Genomic DNA, 19,507 nt, shown 5'->3' with positions numbered 1-19,507 from the left:
TGGGCATGTTGCAGTCCCTTTCACCGCAGGAAAAGCGGCCGTTGGACATGTTGTCCGTGCCGACCCTTCGGGCGACGATTCTGCGGGGGGACATGCCGCGTTCGACGTCGGCTCTTCGACTTCGCGCAGGACGGGATTCGCCGAAGGACTCGCTGATCGAGGGAGAAATTGATGGCTCAGTCGCGGATCGAGGACATCTGGCCGCTGTCGCCGTTGCAGGCAGGGCTGGTCTTCCACGCGGTCTACGACGGTGAGGGGCTCGACGTCTACATCGGACATTGGGTCCTGGAGCTGGACGGGCCCGTGGACGCGGCGAGGTTGCGCGCGGCGTGGGAGGCGCTGCTGGCCCGGCACGCTTCATTGCGGGCCTGCTTCCGGCAGCGCAAAACCGGTGAGACCGTGCAGATCATCGCCAGGCAGGTCGAACTGCCGTGGCGCGAGATCGACCTGTCCCACCTCGAAAACCCCGAAGCCGCCGTGCACGAGCTGGCCGAAGAGGACCGGACGAAGCGGTTCGACCTCGCGACGGCGCCGTTGCTGCGGCTGACCTTGATCCGGCTCGGCGACGACAGCCATCGCCTCGTGGTGACCTGCCATCACGCGATCATGGACGCCTGGTCGCTGCCGATCGTGTTCGACGAGCTGTCGGCGCTGTACGCGGCGGCGGAGCTGCCGGAAGTGACGCCGTACCGCGAATATCTCGCGTGGCTGAGCCGTCAGGACAAGACGAAGGCGCTTTCGGCCTGGACGAAGGAACTGGGCGATCTCGAGTCGCAGACGCTGGTCGCGCCCGCCGATCCGGGACGGGCGCCCGGAATTCCCGAGAGCGTCACGGTCGAACTTCCCTCGGAGCTCACCCGCTCGCTGGAGGAGCTGGCCCGCGGCAACGGGCTCACGCTGAACACGGTGGTGCAGGGCGCGTGGGCGCTGGTGCTCGCCCAGCTGTCCGGCCGCACCGACGTCGTGTTCGGCGCGGTGGTCTCGGCGCGCCCGCCGGATCTGCCCGGCGTGGAAGGAATGGTGGGGCTGTTCCTCAACACCGTCCCGGTACGCGCGCGGCTGCGTGGCTCGGCGCCGGTCGTCGAGATGCTGGCGGAGCTGCAGAAGCGGCAGTCGGCGCTCATCCCCGACCAGTTCGTCGGGCTGGCGGACATCCAGCAGGCGGCCGGTCCCGGCGCGAGCTTCGACACGATGATCGTCTTCGAGAACTTCCCGCGCGAGCTCGGCGGGCCGGAGTCCGCCGCCCCCTTCGGCATTCGCGTGAACCAGGGCCAGGAAGCGGCGCACTATCCGCTGACGCTGGTCGCCGTTCCCGGCGAGTCGATGCTCGTCAAACTCGACTACCTCACGGACCTCTTCGACGAGGCGGCCGCGTTCGCCATCGTCGAGCGGTTCACCGGCGTGCTGCGTCAGCTGACGCGTGATCTCACCGTCGCCGACATCGAGGTCATCAGCGAGGTCGAGCGCGAAACGGTCGGTCAGTGGGGCGTTTCGTCCGAGGCACCGCCGAATGTCCTGGCGCCGGATCTGTTCTCGCGTCAGGACGAAAGCGCGGTGGCCGTCGTCGCCGGTGACGAGACGCTGTCGTACGGAGAGCTGGCCGAGCGCGCCGAGCGGCTCGCCGGGTACCTGAGCGGCAACGGAGTCCGGCGCGGAGACCGCGTCGCCGTCGTGATGGACCGGTCGCCCGACCTGATCGCGACCCTGCTCGCCGTGTGGAAGGCGGGTGCCGCGTACATCCCGCTGGACCCCGCGTACCCGGCGGAACGCGTGAAGTTCATGCTGGCGGACGCCGAACCGGCGGCGGTGGTGTGCACGGAAGCCCACCGGAGCGCCGTGCTGGACGGCGGGCTCGCCCCGATCGTCCTCGACGAGCCGGAAACCCGGCGAGCGGTCGCGGAGTCCGCGCGGCGGTCGATCGGCGTCACGGCCGACGACGTCGCGTACGTGATGTACACGTCGGGCTCGACGGGCACGCCCAAGGGTGTCGCGGTGTCGCACGGCAACGTCGCGGCACTGGCCGGCGAGCCCGGCTGGGACGTCGGTCCCGAAGACGCCGTGCTGATGCACGCCTCGCACGCCTTCGACATCTCCCTGTTCGAGATGTGGGTGCCGCTGCTGACGGGCGCGCGGCTGGTGCTCGCCGGATCGGGGGTGGTGGACGGCGAGGCGCTGGCCGGTTACGTGGCCTCCGGGGTCACGGCCGCGCACCTGACCGCCGGCAGTTTCCGGGTGCTGGCCGAGGAGGCGCCGGAATCGGTGGCCGGGCTTCGCGAGGTGCTGACCGGCGGCGACGCGGTGCCGCCCGCCGCGGTCGAGCGTGTCCGGCGGACGTGCCCGGACGTACGGGTGCGGCATCTGTACGGGCCCACCGAGGCCACGCTGTGCGCGACGTGGTGGCTGCTCGAACCCGGCGACGAGATGGGGGCGGTGCTGCCGATCGGCCGTCCGCTCGCGGGACGCCGGGTCTACGTCCTCGACGCGTTCCTGCGGCCTGTTCCGCAAGGCTTGCCTGGCGAGCTGTACGTCGCCGGAGCCGGTGTGGCGCAAGGCTATCTGGGCCGGTCGATGCTGACGGCCGAGCGGTTCGTCGCGGATCCGTTCGTCGCGGGCGGCCGGATGTACCGGACCGGCGACCTGGCGTACTGGACGGAGAACGGCACGCTGGCCTTCGCCGGCCGCGCCGACGACCAGGTGAAGATCCGCGGTTACCGCGTGGAGCCGGGGGAGATCGAGGTGGCGCTCGCCCGGCTGCCCGGGGTCGCGCAGGCCGTGGTCGTCGCCCGGGGCGAGCACCTGATCGGCTACGCAGTCCCCGAAGCGGGGCAGGCCCTCGACCCGGCGCACCTGAGCGGACAGCTCGCCGAGACGCTGCCCGAGTTCATGATCCCGGCCGCGATGCTGGTGCTGGACGACTTGCCGCTGACCGTCAACGGGAAGGTGGACCGGCAGGCGCTGCCCGAACCGGACTTCTCCGCGAAGGCGGCGGGCCGCGAGCCCGCGACCGAGGACGAACGAGTCCTTTGTGGAGTGTTCGCCGACGTCCTCGGGCTGGAGCGGGTCGGTGTCGAGGACAGCTTCTTCGAGCTGGGCGGCGACTCGATCTCGTCGATGCAGGTGGCCGCCCGCGCCCGGCGCGAGGGCATCTCCCTGACCCCGCGGCTGGTGTTCGAGCACCGGACGCCCGAACGGCTGGCGGCGCTGGCCAAGGAAACCGCGGTACCGTCCACAGTGGAGTCCGGCGTGGGCGAGATCCCGATGACGCCGGTGATGCTCGCCCTCGGCGAGAACGCCGTGCGGCAGGGCTTCGCGCAGGCCAGAGTCCTCGTCACCCCGGAAGGATTCAGGCAGGAAGCGCTGGTCAAGGCGCTGCAGGCCGTGCTGGACACGCACGATCTGCTGCGGGCGCGCGTGGACGCGGGACGGCTGATCGTGCCCGAGCCGGGTGCGGTGGACGCGGCCGGTCTGGTGACGCGCGTCGAGGCCCGAGACCTGGACGAGGCCGCCGGACGCGAGGTCCGGAAGGCGACGGCCACGCTGGATCCGGCGGCCGGGACCATGCTGCGCGCGGTGTGGATCGACGATCCGCAATCCGGGCAGGGCAGGCTCGCGCTCGTGGCGCATCACCTGGCCGTCGACGCGGTCTCGTGGGGAATCCTGCTGCCCGATCTGCGGTCGGCCTACGAAGGCGCGGCGCTCGAACCCGTGACGACGTCGTACCGACACTGGGCGCGGCGGCTGGCCGCGCAGGCGCGCGACGAGCGTGCCGTGGCCGAAACCGGCCGCTGGCTCGCCCTCCTCGACGGGGCGGAACCGGCCGTGGACCTGAGCGCGGGCAAGACGCACTCGTGGTCCGCGACGCTGTCCGGCGCCGTGGCGGACGACCTGCTGACCCGGCTGCCGAACGCCTTCCACTGCGGGATCCAGGACGTCCTGCTGGCGGGTCTCGCGGGTGCGGTGACGAGACTGCGCGGGACCGGCGCGCTGCTGGTGGACGTCGAAGGACACGGGCGCGAGGCCGCCGACGACGAGGACCTGCTGCGTACCGTGGGCTGGTTCACCAGCGTGCACCCGGTCCGCTTCGACGTCTCGTCGGGGAATCTGCTGAAGACCGCCAAGGAACAGATCCGCGCGGTCCCCGGCGACGGACTCGGCTACGGGCTGCTGCGGTACCTCAACCCCGAGACCGGCGCCCGGCTGGCGGAGTCGCCGTCCGCGCAGATCGGCTTCAACTATCTCGGCCGCACCAGCCTTTCCGCCAAGGACCGTGCGTGGCAGCAGGCGGGCGAAGGGCCGCTCGGCGGTGGGCCGGACATGATCCTGGCCCATCCCGTCGAGGTCGGCGCCGAGGTGCAGGACACGCCGGACGGGCCGCGGCTCGGGCTCGCCATCGACGGCCGGGATGTCGATCCCGCCACGGTCGAGCGCCTCGGTGAGGCCTGGCTGGCGACGCTGAACGCGCTCGCCGACGATCGCGCCGCGGGCGGGCACACGCCGTCCGACTTCGCTCTCGTCGAGCTGGCGCAGCAGGACGTGACGGAGCTGGAAGCCGCGACGCCGGGGCTGACCGACATCTGGCCGCTTTCGCCGCTCCAGGAGGGCATGCTCTTCGAGCGGGCCGTCGCCGACGACGGCGTCGACGTCTATCAGAGCCAGCGGATCCTGGACCTCGACGGACCGCTCGACGCGGACCGGCTGCGGGCCGCGTGGGACCAGGTGGTCGTCCGGCACGACTCGCTTCGGACGAGCTTCCACCAGCTGGGTTCCGGCGCGACGGTGCAGGTCGTCGCCGCCGAGGCCGAAATCCCTTGGCGCATGGTCGATCTGTCGCACGTCGGGGAGGAGGACGCGGCCGCGGAGATCGAGCGACTGCTCGCCGAGGACCAGGCCGAGCGGTTCGACGTGACGAAGGCGCCGCTGCTCCGGCTGATGCTGATCAAGCTGAGCCCGGTGCGGCACCGGTTCGTGCTGACGTCGCACCACGTTCTTTTGGACGGCTGGTCGACGCCGCTCGTCCTGGGCGAGGTGTCGATCGCGTACGCGGGTGGACGAGGCCCGGCGAAGACACCGTCCTATAAGGACTATCTGAGCTGGCTGAGCCGCCAGGACGAGCAGGCGACCCAGGAGGCCTGGCGCGCCGAACTCGCCGGTTCCGACGAGCCGACCGTGGTGGACGCCGACGCGGACAAGGCGATGGTCGTTCCGGGCGAGCACGCCGAATGGCTGCCCGAAGCGGCGACACGGGCGCTCACCGGATTCGCCCGCGGACACGGCCTGACGCTGAGCACGATCGTGCAGGGCGCTTGGGCGCTGGTGCTGTCTCGGCTCGCGGGCCGCACCGACGTCGTGTTCGGGACGGTCGTCTCCGGCCGTCCGGCGGATGTGCCGGACGTGGAGCAGATGGTGGGGATGTTCATCAACACCGTCCCGGTCCGCGTGCGGCTCGACGGCGACCTGCCGGTGCTGGAACTGCTCCAGGACCTGCAGAGCCGTCAGTCCGCGTTGACCGAGCACCAGTACCTGGGGCTGTCGCAGGTGCAGCGCGCGGCCGGGGCGGGCGCGGTCTTCGACACCATCGTGATGATCGAGAACTATCCGCACGACGCCGACGGTCTCGGCGACGACGGCGGGGTGTCGATCAGCTCGGTCGTGACCAGGACCGGCACCGGTTATCCGCTGACGATGAGCGTTTCGCCCGGCAAGACCCTGCAGATCCGGGTGGCCTACCGGCCCGATCGGATCGAGGCGGCGACGGCGGCCGAGGTCGCCAGGCAGGTCGTGCGGGTACTGGAGCGGGTGTCGGCGGAGGCCTCGCTTCCCGTGGGCCGCCTCGGCGTGACGAGCGAACCGGCGCGCGCTTCCGTGGTGGAGCGCTGGAACGCGACGGGCGAGGCGACGTCCGGGACCACGGTGCCGGAGCTGTTCCGGCGGCGGGTCGCGGAATCGCCGGACGCGGTCGCGGTCGTCGACGGGGAGCGCACGCTGTCCTACGCCGAACTCGACCGGGAATCCGATGGGCTGGCCGGGTATCTGGCCTCGCGAGGGGTGCGGCGCGGTGACCGCGTCGGTGTCGTGATGGAACGCGGCGCGGATCTGCTCGTCGCCCTGCTCGCGATCTGGAAGGCAGGCGCGGCCCAGGTTCCGGTGAATGTCGATTACCCCGCGGAGCGGATCGAGCGGATGCTGGCCGATTCCGGTGCGGCGCTGGCGATCTGCGTGGCGGCGAGCCTCGACGCGGTGCCGCAGGGGATCGAGCCGGTCGTCATGGGCGCGAGGGAGTACGCGGCGCCGCCCGTCCTCGTCGGCGCGCACGACACGGCGTACGTGATGTACACGTCGGGTTCGACCGGCGTGCCCAAGGGGGTCGCGGTGCCGCACGGCAGTGTCGCGGCGCTGGCGGGTGACCCGGGCTGGTCGCAAGGCCCCGGGGATCGTGTGCTGCTGCACGCTTCCCACGCTTTCGACGCGTCACTGGTCGAGATCTGGGTGCCGCTGGTGAGCGGGGCCACCGTCGTGGTCGCGGAACCGGGCGCGGTCGACGCGCAGCGGGTGCGGGAGGCGATCGAGCGCGGCGTCACCACCATCCACCTGACCGCCGGGACTTTCCGTGTGGTGGCCGAGGAAGCGCCGGAGTCGTTCGTCGGGCTGCGGGAGATCCTGACCGGCGGCGACGCGGTGCCTCTCGCGTCCGTGGAGCGGATGCGCCGTGCCTGCCCGGACGTCCGGTTCCGTCAGTTGTACGGCCCCACCGAGATCACTCTGTGCGCCACGTGGCTCGTCCTCGAACCGGGTGCGGAAACGGGCGACGTCCTGCCGATCGGCGGACCGCTGGCCGGCCGCCAGGCGTACGTGCTCGACGCGTTCCTGCAGCCGGTGGCGCCGGGGGTGACCGGCGAGCTCTATCTCGCCGGTGCCGGTCTGGCACACGGCTATCTGGGTGCTCCGGACGCGACGGCCCAGCGTTTCGTCGCGAATCCGTTCGCGGCCGGTGAGCGCCTGTACCGCACGGGCGACCTCGCGCGCTGGACCGAGGACGGCGAACTGCTGTTCGGCGGCCGGGCCGACTCCCAGGTGAAGATCCGGGGCTACCGCGTCGAACCGGGCGAGATCGAGGCCGTGCTGACCGCACTGCCCGACGTCGCCCAGGCCGTCGTGGTCGCTCGGGAGGAACGACCCGGCGAGAAGCGGCTGATCGCCTACGTCACCGCGGAATCGGAACTGGACGCCGAGACGGTCCGCGCCCGGCTCGCCGAACGGCTGCCGGAGTTCATGGTGCCCGCGGTGGTGCTCGTGCTCGACACCTTCCCGTTGACCCTCAACGGAAAGATCGACCGCGCCGCCCTGCCCGCGCCCGAATTCGCTGGGAAACCCGCCGGCCGTGAACCGCGGACCGAGGCCGAACGCGTGCTGACCGATCTGTTCGCCGAGATCCTCGGCGTGGACCGGGTCGGCGCGGACGACAGCTTCTTCGAACTGGGCGGCGATTCGATCCTCTCGATGCGGCTGGCCGCCCGCGCCCGGCGCGAGGACTATGTCTTCGGTGCCAAGCAGGTCTTCGAGCAGAAGACGCCCGCCGGAATCGCGGCGGTCGCCGGACGTGGTGTGCGGCAGGAGGAGGTCGCCGACGGCGTCGGCGAGGTGCCGTGGACGCCGGTCGTGCGGGCGCTGCTCGAACGCGATCCCGGCGCGATGTCCCGGGGCGCGCTGGCGCAATGGGTGATCGCGGGGGTGCCCGGCGACCTGACCGAGACGGCGCTGACGACCGGTCTGCGTGCGGTGATCGACACGCACGACCTGCTGCGGAGCCGGGTGATCGACTCCGGTCTGGTCGTGGCGGAGCGGGGAACCGTGGACGTCGCCGCAGTGCTTCGGCGGGTCGAGGTGGGCGACGGTGACCTCGACGAGATCGCGGAGCGCCACGCGCACGAGGCGGCCGGACGGCTCGATCCCGTCGCGGGTGTGCTGCTCCAGGCCGTTTGGGTGGACGCGGGTGCCAAGGGGCGGCTCGTGCTGGCCGCCCACCACCTCGCAGTCGACGTCGTGTCGTGGCGTGTCCTGCTCGCCGATCTGCAGGCGGCGTGCGAGGAACCGGTGCTCGATCCCCCGCCCGTTTCGTTCCGGCGCTGGGCGCGGACGCTGGCCGACCAGGCCGCGCGGCGGACCGGGGAATTGGAGACCTGGAGGGAAATCCTCGACGGCGCGCGGGCGCGGATCGGCGTACTCGACCCGAAACGCGACACCATCGCGACCTCCGGCCGCCGCTCGTGGACGTTGCCGCGGGACCGCGCGAGCGTCCTCGCGGAGAAGGCGACGTCGGCGTTCCACTGCGGCATCCATGAGGTGCTGCTGGCCACCCTCGCCGGCGCGGTCACCCGATGGCGCGGCGGCACCGCCGTCGTGGTGGACGTCGAAGGCCATGGCCGTGAGCCCCTCGAAGACATGGACCTTTCGCGGACGCTCGGCTGGTTCACCGATGTCCATCCGCTGAGGTTGGACACCGCCGGGGCGGACACACCTGGCCAGTTGTTAAAGCAGGTCAAGGAAAACGTGCGTGCGGTCCCCGACGGCGGGCTCGGCTTCGGGATGCTGCGGTATCTCGACGACGAAGCCGGGAAGGTGCTGGCGGCACTGCCATCGCCGGAGATCGGGTTCAACTACCTCGGCCGGTTCTCGCCCCGGCCCGACGGCGACGCGGAACCCTGGCAGCTGGCCGGAACCATCGGCGGCACGGCGGAGGGCGACCTGCCGCTGCGGCACGCCGTCGAAATCGACGCGGTGGTGCTCGACGGCGACGCCGGACCCGAGTTCACCCTGACCCTCACCTGGGCGGAACGGCTGCTCACCGAAACCGACGCGGAATCGCTCGGCAAGGCGTGGCTGGACTCGCTGACCGAGCTCGCGACTCACGCTGAAGCCGGCGCGGGAGGACACACGCCGTCTGACTTCCCGCTCATCGAGCTGACGCAGCGGGAAGTGGCGGACGTCGAGGCGCTCGTCCCGAGCCTGCACGACATCTGGCCGCTTTCCCCGCTGCAGGAAGGGTTGCTGTTCCACGCGGTCGACGAGCGCGGCCCGGACGTCTACGCCGGTATCCGCGACATCGTCCTCGACGGGCCGCTCGACGTCGCCCGGTTCCGCGCGTCGTGGCAGACCCTGCTCGACCGGCATCCCGCGCTGCGGGCGGGTTTCCACCGGCTCGGCTCCGGCACGGCCGTCCAGGCGGTCGTCCGCGATGTTCCGGTGCCGTGGCAGGAAACCGACCTGTCCCACCTGCCTGAAGCCGAGGCGCTGGCGGAATTCGAGCGGCTCGCGGCGGAGTCCCATGCCGAGCGGTTCGACCTGGCGAAGGCGCCGCTGCTGCACCTGCACCTGGTGCGGTTCGGCGACCGCAGGCACCGGCTGGTGCTCCGGTCGCACCACATCTCGGCCGACGGCTGGTCGCTTCCGGTCTTCCTCGGCGAGGTGATGGCGGCGTACGAAGGCGAGCGGACGCTGCCCACCCCGACGTCGTACCGGGAGTACCTCGCCTGGCTTTCCCGTCAGGACAAGGCGGCCGCGAAGGAGGCGTGGCGGACCGAACTCGCCGGGCTCGACGAGGCGACCCACGTGGTGCCGCCGGACACGATCGCCGTGCCCATCGAGCCGGACCGCGTCCGCTTCGAACTCGACGCCGAGCTCAGCGTCCGCCTGATGGAGTTCACGCGGCGCCACGGCGTCACGACGAACACGCTTTTCCAAGGTGTCTGGGCACTGCTGCTGGCCAGGCTGACCGGACGTGACGACGTCGTCTTCGGGACCACGGTGGCCGGACGGCCGATCGAGATCCCGGGTGTCGAATCCGCGGTCGGCCTGTTCATGAACATGCTGCCGGTCCGTGCCCGGCTCACCGGTGCCCAGCCGTTCCTGGAGATGCTGACGGATCTGCAGGAACGCCAGGTCGCCCTCATGCCGCATCAGCATGTCGGACTGACGGAGATCAACCAGCTCGCCGGCCCGGGCGCGGCCTTCGACACGATCGTGGTGTTCGAGAACTACCCGCCGCCGCCCCCGCCGTCCGACGATCCCGACGTCCTCGCGTTGCGCCCGGCGGGGATCCCGGACGACACCGGGCACTATCCGTTGTCCATCCGCGCTTCCGAAGGCGGCGGCGTCCACGGTGAGGTGATCTACCGGCCGGACGTGTTCGACCGGACGCGGATCGACGAGATCGTCGCCTCGATCGTCCGGGCGCTCGACCAGGTCGTGACCGAACCGCGGGTGCCGGTCGGGCGGGTCGCCCTGATCGGGCCGGAGCAGCGCCGCCTGGTGATCGACGAATGGAACCGCACCGAGGTGCCGTTCGAGGCCGAAGCCCTGCCGGTGCTGTTCCGCCGTCAGGTGGAGAAGTCACGCGACGCGGTGGCGATCGAAGACGCGAAGCGGACCCTGACGTTCGGCGGGCTGCTCGACGAGGTCGAGACGCTGGCGCGGTTGCTCGTCGGGCTGGGTGTCCGGCGGGAGACCCGGGTCGGTGTCCTGGTGGAGCGGTCGGCCGAACTCGTGGTGACGATGATGGGCGTGTCGTTCTCCGGCGGGGCTTTCGTGCCGGTCGACCCGGACTATCCGGCCGAGCGTATCGAGCTGATGCTGACGAGTTCGGCGCCGCAGGTGCTGGTGTGCACGGCGGCCACGCGGGCGGTGGTGCCGTCGACGTTCGACGGCGAAATCCTGATGCTGGAAGAACTTCCGGCCGCGGATCCGGCGGTCGTGCTGCCGCCGGTGAAACCGACCGACGCGGCGTACGTGATCTACACGTCGGGGTCGACGGGGGTGCCGAAGGGTGTCATGGTCACCCATTCCGGGCTCGGGAACCTGGCGACGGCGCATATCGAACGCCTCGGCGTGACGTCGTCCTCACGGGTTCTGCAGCTGTCCGCGATCGGCTTCGACGCGATCGTCTCCGAGCTGTACATGTCGCTGCTGGCCGGCGCGACCCTGGTGCTGGCCGGCGCGGAGACCATGCCGCCGCGGGTGACGCTCGGCGACGCGTTGCGGCGCTGGGGGATCACCCATCTCACGGTGTCGCCGAGTGTGCTGGCGGTCGAGGAGGATCTGCCGGACACGCTGCGCGGCGTGCTGACCGGCGGCGAGGTGTGCACGCCCGCGCTGGTCGACCGCTGGTCGCCGGGCCGCCGGTTCATCAACGCCTACGGCCCGACCGAGACGACGATCTGCTCGACCATGAGCGCCCCGTTGTCGCCGGGACACGAGGTGGTCCCGCTCGGTGGCCCGATCCGGAACGTGAAGCACTACATCCTCGACGCGTACCTGCAGCCGGTGCCGCCGGGTGTCGCCGGCGAGCTGTACATCGCGGGGGCCGGGCTCGCTCGCGGGTACCTGGGGCGGCCGGGCCTGACGTCGGAACGGTTCGTCGCGGACCCGTTCACCCCTGGCGAGCGCATGTACCGCTCCGGCGACCGGTTCCGCTGGGACCCCGACGGCGAGCTGATCTTCGTCGGCCGGGTCGACGCGCAGGTCAAGGTCCGCGGCTACCGGGTCGAGCCCGCGGAGATCGAGAACGTGCTCGCCGAACATCCGGGCGTCGCGCAGGCGGCGGTCGCCGTGCACCGGGACGGGCCGGGCGACAAACGGCTCGTGGCTTACGTCGTGCCGTCGGACGGCGCCGACGGTTCGCTGACGTCGGTGCTGCGCGAGATGGCGGCGGAACGCCTGCCGGAGTACATGATGCCCGCGGCGTTCGTGGCGCTGGAGAAGATGCCGCTCACCCCGAACGGCAAACTCGACCACCGGGCGCTGCAGGCACCCGACTTCTCCGGCATGTCCTCCGGACGCGACCCGCGCACGGCCATGGAGGCGAGGCTGTGCGGCCTGTTCGCGGAGGTGCTCGGCCTGGAGCAGGTCGGGCCCGACGACAGCTTCTTCGAACTCGGCGGCGACTCGATCATCTCGATGCAGCTGTCGGCCCGCGCCCGCCGCGAAGGGCTGGAACTGAGCCCGTGGCAGGTGTTCGAAGAGAAGACACCGGAACGGCTGGCGACGCTCGTCAAGGAGATCCCGGCCGAAGGCGAAAGCACCCCGGAACCGGAGCCCGCCGGGGGCTCGCTTCTCGCCCTTTCCCCTGACCAGCTGGACCAACTCGAGGCCGGGTTCTCGTGATCGAGTACCGCACTCGCGTGCTTGAGGCCGTAACTCACGTGATTGGGGCCGTAACTCACGTGCGCGGCCCCGATCACGCGAGTTCCGCCTCTGATCACGCGAGTTCCGCCTCCAAACACGCGAACGCGAGTTCACCCACCCACCAAGGAGCAGATCGTGACCGTTGACGACACTCGCGCGAAACCGCGTTCCAGCGTGGAGGACGTCTGGCCTCTTTCCCCGCTGCAGGAGGGAATGCTCTACCACACCGTGCTCGACGACGACGGGCCGGACACGTACACCGTGCAGACCGTCTACGGTATCGACGGCCCGCTGGACGCCGCGCTGCTGCGCGCGACGTGGCAGGCGCTGGTCGATCGGCACGCCGCGCTGCGGGCCTGTTTCCGGTACGTCAGCGGCGCGCAGATGGTGCAGGTCATCACCCGCGACGCGCAGATCCCTTGGCGTGAAACGGATCTGACCGGGCTGCCGGAGGAGATCCTCGAAAGCGAAGTGGACCGGCTGGCCGCGGACGAGCTGGCCGAGCGGCTCCGCATCGAGGTGGCGCCGCTGATGAAGCTGCACCTGATCCGGCTCGGCCCGGACCGCCACCGGCTCGTGCACACGCTGCACCACGTGCTGACCGACGGCTGGTCGATGCCGATCATCCACCGCGAGCTCGCCGCGATCTACGCCGCGGGCGGGGACGCGTCCGGGCTGCCGCCCACAGTGTCCTATCGGGACTATCTCGCCTGGCTCGGCAAGCAGGACAAGGAAATCGCCCGCGCCGCCTGGCGCGACGAGTTCGCCGGGATCGACACGCCCACCGCGGTCGCGCCCGCCGATCCCGGCCGGGTGCCGGAGATCGACACCGAGATCGTCGAGCTGTCGACGGAACTCACCGAGGGGCTGGCGAATCTGGCGCGCGGCCACGACCTCACGCTGAACACCGTCGTGCAGGGCGCGTGGGCCGTGGTGCTTTCGCAGCTCGCCGGCCGCACCGAGGTCGTGTTCGGCGCGACGGCGTCGGGTCGTCCCGCCGAATTGGCCGGTGTCGAGTCGATGGTCGGCCAGTTGCTCAACACCCTGCCGGTGCGTGTGCGGCTCGACGGCGCCCGGCGCGCGGTCGACCTGTTCGCCGAACTGCAGCGCGACCAGTCGGCGCTCATGGCCCACCAGCATCTCGGCCTGCAGGACGTCCAGGCCGTGGTCGGTCCCGGCGCGGTCTTCGACACGCTGGTCATCTACGAGAACTTCCCCCGCAAGGGGCTCGGTCAGGCCCACGACGGCCTGACCCTGCGTCCGGTCAAACGCGGGCGCAACTCGTCGCACTACCCGTTCACGCTGGTCACCGGTCCGGGTGAGCAGATGCCGCTCATCCTCGATTACGACCGTGGCCTGTTCGACGAGAAGGTCGCCGGATCGGTCGTCGGCGCGCTGGCCCGCGTCCTGGAGCGGCTGGTCGCCGAACCCGACGTCCTCGTCGGCCGGTTGACCCTGCTGAGCGAGGCCGAACGTGCCTTGGTGGTGGACGAATTCAACGCGACCGAAGGCCCGGCCCCCGGGGAATCCGTCGTCGAACTGTTCGCCCGGCGGGTGACCGAGGCGCCCGAGGCGGTGGCGATCACCGACGCCGACGGCGCGGATCTGACCTACGCCGCCCTCGATCGGGCCTCGAACCGGCTGGCCGCGCACCTCGCCGCTCGTGGCGTCGGCCGCGGCGACCGCGTGGGTGTCGCCATGGAAAGGTCGCCGGAGCTGCTGATCGCGTTCCTGGCGATCTGGAAGGCGGGCGCCGCGTACGTCCCGGTGGACGTCGAGTACCCGGCCGAGCGGATCGCGTTCATCCTCGAAGACTCCGGGGTCTCGGTCGTCGTGTGCACCCAGGCCACCAGCGGGGTCGCGCCGGCGGACGCGATCGTCCTCGACGCACCGGAAACACGCGCAGCCGTCGACGCTTTCGCGGACACGGCAACGGAATTCCGGCCGAGCGCGGACGACCTGGCATACGTCATGTACACCTCCGGATCCACCGGTCTGCCCAAGGGCGTCGGCATCCCGCACGGCGGCGTGGCGGGACTGGCGGGCGACCGGGGCTGGCAGATCGGCCCTGGCGACGGCGTGCTGATGCACGCGACGCACGTCTTCGACCCGTCGCTGTACGCGATGTGGGTGCCGCTCTCGACCGGCGCGCGTGTCCTGCTCACCGAGCCGGGCGTCCTCGACGCGGCCGGAGTGCGGCAGGCCGTCGCCCGCGGCGCGAACTACGTCCACCTCACCGCGGGGACCTTCCGCGCCCTGGCGGAGACGTCACCGGAATGCTTCGACGGTCTGGTCGAGATCGGCACGGGCGGAGACATCGTTCCCGCGCAGTCCGTGGAAAACCTGCGGCGGGCCCAGCCGAACCTTCGGGTGCGCAACACCTACGGGCCCACCGAGACCACCCTGTGCGCGACGTGGCTCCCGATCGAACCCGGTGACGTCGTCGACCGGGAACTACCCATCGGGCACCCCATGACCAACCGCAGGATCTACATCCTCGACGCCTTCCTGCGGCCGGTCGCGCCGGGTGTGGCTGGCGAGCTGTACATCGCGGGAACGGGGCTGGCGCGCGGATATCTCGACAGCCCGGGCCTGACGTCGGAGCGGTTCGTGGCGTGCCCGTTCCTGCCGGGCGAACGTATGTACCGCACCGGCGACCTGGCCCGCTGGACCCGCGGCGGCGAGGTGGTGTTCCTCGAACGCGCCGACGACCAGGTGAAGATCCGCGGCTACCGCGTCGAACTGGGCGAGGTCGAATCCGTGCTGGCCGCGCAGCCGGGCGTGGTCGAGGCCGTCGTCATGGCGCGTGAGGACCAGCCGGGGGAGAAGCGGCTGGTCGGGTACTTCGTCTCGGACGGCGGCGACGCCGGTCCCGAGGAGATCAAGCGGCAGATGGGTTTGGTGCTGCCCGCGTACATGGTCCCCATGGCGGTCGTCGCGCTGCCCGGCCTTCCGGTCACGCCCAACGGGAAGGTCGACCGCCGGGCGCTGCCCGCCCCGGATCTCGCCGGCCGCGCGTCGGAGAAGGCGCCCGAGAGCGAATCCGAGAAGGTGCTCTGCGACCTGTTCTCGGAGATCCTCGGCGTCGACAACGTCGGTGTCGACGACGCCTTCCACGACCTCGGCGGCAGTTCGGCGCTGGCGATGCGGCTCATCGCGCGGATCCGCGAGGTGATCGGCGTGGATCTGCCCATCCGGCAGCTGTTCTCCTCGCCGACGCCCGCCGGTGTCGCCAGGGCGCTCGCCGCGAAGTCGCGGCCCGCGCTGGAACCCGCCGAGCGGCCCGAGCGGGTTCCGCTCACGGCGCGGCAGCTGCGTGCCTGGCTGCTGGCCAGCCCCGGCGAGGAGACCGCCGGACTGCAGATCTCGGTCGCGCTGCGCCTGCGCGGCAGGCTCGACGTGGCCGCGCTGGGGGCGGCACTCGGCGACATCGCCGCCCGGCACGAGGTGCTGCGCACGACCTTCCCCGGAGACGCGCAGAACGTCCGGCAGCTCGTCCACGAGCCCGCGGCCATCGAGCTGTCCCCGGTGCCTGCCACCGAGGAGGAGCTTCCCGGGCTGCTCGCCGGGCTGCGTGCGTCGGTCTTCGATCTCACCAGCGAAGTTCCTTGGCGCTGCGACCTTTTCGCGCTCGCGGAGAAGGAACACGTGCTGCATCTGCGGCTGCACCGGATCCTCGCCGACGACGACTCGCTCGACGTGTTCTTCCGCGACCTGGCGGCCGCGTACGGCGCACGGCGTTCGGGCCGGGTCCCGGAACGCGCGCCGCTGGCACTGCAGTTCGCCGACTACGCGATCTGGGAGCAGCGGCTGCTCGCGGACGAGGACGAACAGGGCAGCCTGATCAACGAGCAGGTCGTCTTCTGGCGGGACACCCTCACCGGGATCGAAGGCGAGACGGTGCTCCCGTTCGACCGGCCGCGTCCGGCCGTCCCGTCGCGCAAGGCGGGCACGGTCGAGCTGCGGCTCGGCGCCGAACCGTACGAACGGCTGACCAAGGCGGTGGAACGGCTCGGCGCGGACACCATTCACGTCGTGCACGCCGGTCTCGCGATGCTGCTGAGCAAATTCGGCGCGGGCCAGGATCTGGTGATCGGGACGAAACTGGCGCGGGACGAGGACCTCATCGACCTCGAACCGATGATCGGGCCGTTCGCCCGGCCGCTCGCCCTGCGCACGGATCTCTCCGGTGACCCGACGTTCCTCGAGGTCGTCACGCGGGTGCAGGAGGCCGTCCGGGGTGCGCGTCAGCAGCTGGACGTGCCGTTCGAGCGGATCGTCGACCTGCTGGACCTGCCCGCCTCGCTGTCCCGCCACCCCGTCTTCCAGGTGGGGCTGGAGGTCGACGAGGAGGACATCGGCGCGTGGGACGCGGCGGAACTGCCCGCCCTGCGCACCAGCGTCGAACCGGGCGGAACCGAGGCCACGGAACTGGATCTCGCGTTCAAGCTCACCGAGCGGCTCGACGAGGACGACGACGAGGACGGTCTCGAAGGCACTCTTCGCTACGCCGCCGACCTGTTCGACGAGGCGACGGCGGAATCGGTGGCGCGGCGGCTGGTCCACGTCCTGGAGCAGGTGGCGGAGGATCCCCAGCGGCGGATCAGCGAACTGGACCTCTTCCTCGACGAGACCGAACGCGGCCGTCCGGCGATCGCACCCGCCCGGTGGGCGGGCGAGGTACCCGCGGTGGTCGCGGAACTGGGTCCGCTCGGCGCGCTCGTGCTCGACGAGCAGCGCCGTCCGGTCGCCCCGGGCGTCGTCGGTGATCTCTACGTCACCGGTCCGGCGGTCGACGAGGGCAAGTCCGGCGAGCCCTGCCCGTTCGGCGAGCCGGGGCACCGGATGCTGAACACCGGCCTGCTCGCCCGCAAGACCCCGGCCAAAACCCTGATCGTGGTGGGGGAGCGGCGCCGCACGAGTACCGCGGTGAAGACGGGCGACTACGAGATCCTGTTGCCGCTTCAGGCGAACGGCGACCGGCCGCCGCTGTTCTGCGTTCACGCGAGCGGCGGGTTGAGCTGGAACTACGGGCCGCTGCTGCGGCATCTGCCCGCGAACCAGCCGGTCTACGGCGTGCAGGCACGCGGTCTCGCGCGGACCGAACGGCTGCCCGAGAGCGTCGAGGAAATGGCGGCCGACTACCTCGCGCACATCCGTGCCGTGCAGCCGACCGGGCCGTACCACCTGCTCGGCTGGTCGCTCGGCGGCCGGATCGCGCAGGCGATGGCCGCGATGCTCGAAGCCGACGGGGAAGAACTCGGCCTGCTCGCCCTGCTCGACGCGTATCCCGTCTACATGGGACGGAACGCGACCGGCACGGTGACCGAAGAGGCCGCGCGCGACGAAGACGGCCTCCAGAAACGGAAACAGCGGGATCTGGAGCTGGCGGGCGGCATGGTCCAGGGCCCCGGTGCGCGGGAGCGGCTGGAAGCGGTCATGAAGAACCTCTGGAAGGTCGGGCCGCAGCACACGGCCTCGCCGTTCAACGGCGACATCCTGCTCTTCGTCGCCTCGGAGGACCGGCCGGCGCACCTGCCCGTGTCGGAGGCCGTCGCGGGCTGGAAGGACTTCACCAGCGGGGCCATCGAACACCACGAGATCCCGACCAACCATTACGACATGGTGCAACCCGCGGCGTTGGTCCAGATTGGGTCCATCGTCGCCGAGAAGCTCCGGCCGCGGCCGGGCGCCTGAAAGGAAAACCGATGAGCAATCCCTTTGACAACGAAGACGGTTCCTTTTTCGTGCTGGTGAACGACGAGGGCCAGCACTCCCTCTGGCCGACGTTCGCCGAGGTTCCCGCGGGCTGGACCCGCGTCCACGGCGAGGCCCCGCGCCAGGAATGCCTCGCCTACGTCGAGGAGCACTGGACGGACCTGCGGCCGAAGAGCCTGATCGCCGAAGTCAACGGCTGAGCGGGGGTGTCCAGCCGCTCAATGCGGACGGTTGGACGAGCCTCGGCGAAGGGGACTTTCCCCGCGTGACACGCGGTGAAGGGCGCTTTCCTCGCATCTCATGCGGGGAAAGCGCCCTTCAGCCCCCGCCGCCCCCGATCCGGGCGGTTGGACGAACTCGACGCTCGTCCGGCCGACCGGGAACATCCCTATCCGCGCGCGACGGCCGGTTGAGGCGAAAGGAACTGCCGTGTTCGAGGAGCTCAACGTCGTCAAGGGCTTGGAAATCCACCGGAGAAACCGATTCGACCCGGGGGCCGAACTCCTTTCCCTGATGGCCGAAGGCCCCATCTCCGCCCTGGGCACCGAGGAAGACGGTGAACGGCGGACGGCGTGGCTCGCCACCGGATACGACGAGGTCCGCCAGGTCCTCAGCTCCGACAAGTTCAGCGCGCGGCTGATCTACGGCGGGACCGCGGCCGGGATCGCCTGGCCCGGTTTCCTCACCCACTACGACCCGCCGGACCACACGCGCCTGCGCCGCCTGGTGACCCCGCCGTTCGCCATCCGGCGGATGCAGGGGTTCCGGCCGGAAGTCCGGCAGATCGTCGAAGACACCTTGGACACCATCGAGGACATGGGCGGGCCCACCGACTTCGTCCCGCATTTCGGCTGGGCCGTCGCCACGACGGCGACCTGCGACTTCCTCGGCATCCCGCGCGACGATCAGGCCGATCTGTCGCGCACCCTGCACGCCAGCCGGACCGAGCGGACGGACAAACGGCGCAACGCGGCGGGCAACAAGTACATGCAGTACATGAACAAGGCCGTCGCCCGCGTCCGCCGCGATCCCGGCGACGACCTGTTCGGGGTCGTGGTGCGCGAACACGGTGACGAGATCACCGACGCGGAACTGGCCGGGGTGGCCGCGTTCATCATGGGCGCGGGCGGCGACCAGGTGGCCAGGTTCCTCGCGGCGGGTGCGTTGCTGATGGTCGATTTCCCGGAGCAGTTCGACATCCTGCGGGAACGGCCGGACACCGTCCCGGACTGGCTGGAGGAGCTGAACCGGTACCTCACGACCGACGAGAAGCTTCACCCGCGTATCGCCAAGGAAGACGTCACGATCGGCGGCCGCCTCGTCAAGGCCGGTGACACCGTCACGTGCTCCCTGCTGGGGGCCAACCGCGCGAACTTCCCGGCACCGGAAGACGAATTCGACATCACGCGGGAGAAGTCGCCGCACGTCTCGTTCGGCCACGGGATCCACCACTGCCTCGGCAGGCCGCTGGCGGAGATGGTGTTCCGGGAGGCGATCCCCGCGCTGGCGAGGCGTTTCCCCAAGCTCAGGCTCGCCGAGCCCGAGCGCAAGCTCAAATTCGGCCCGCCCCCGTTCGACGTGGAAGCCCTGCTGCTCGACTGGTAGCGCCGGA

Annotated in this window: 4 protein-coding genes; all 4 read left to right on the top strand. The window is 70.9% G+C overall.

Annotation, left to right across the window (positions count from 1 at the left end; genetic code table 11):
- The first annotated feature begins 171 nt into the window (after nt 1-171).
- Nucleotides 172-12,156, top strand: coding sequence for a non-ribosomal peptide synthetase (locus tag AJAP_RS31680; protein ID WP_038518278.1), 11,985 nt, complete (start codon nt 172-174; stop codon nt 12,154-12,156).
- A 156-nt stretch (nt 12,157-12,312) separates the two neighbouring features.
- Nucleotides 12,313-17,874, top strand: a complete 5,562-nt coding sequence (locus AJAP_RS31675) for a non-ribosomal peptide synthetase (RefSeq protein ID WP_038518276.1) — start codon at nt 12,313-12,315, stop codon at nt 17,872-17,874.
- 11 nt (nt 17,875-17,885) lie between these two features.
- A complete protein-coding gene (locus AJAP_RS31670; protein ID WP_037346390.1) occupies nt 17,886-18,095 on the top strand; it encodes an MbtH family protein in 210 nt (69 codons plus the stop codon).
- A 229-nt stretch (nt 18,096-18,324) separates the two neighbouring features.
- Complete coding sequence (locus tag AJAP_RS31665; RefSeq protein ID WP_038518273.1) at nt 18,325-19,500, top strand: cytochrome P450; 1,176 nt, start codon at nt 18,325-18,327, stop codon at nt 19,498-19,500.
- Nucleotides 19,501-19,507: the final 7 nt, after the last annotated feature.

Source organism: Amycolatopsis japonica, from assembly GCF_000732925.1.
Taxonomy (GTDB): Bacteria; Actinomycetota; Actinomycetes; order Mycobacteriales; family Pseudonocardiaceae; genus Amycolatopsis; species Amycolatopsis japonica.
This window is presented reverse-complemented; position numbering and strand designations above follow the sequence as displayed.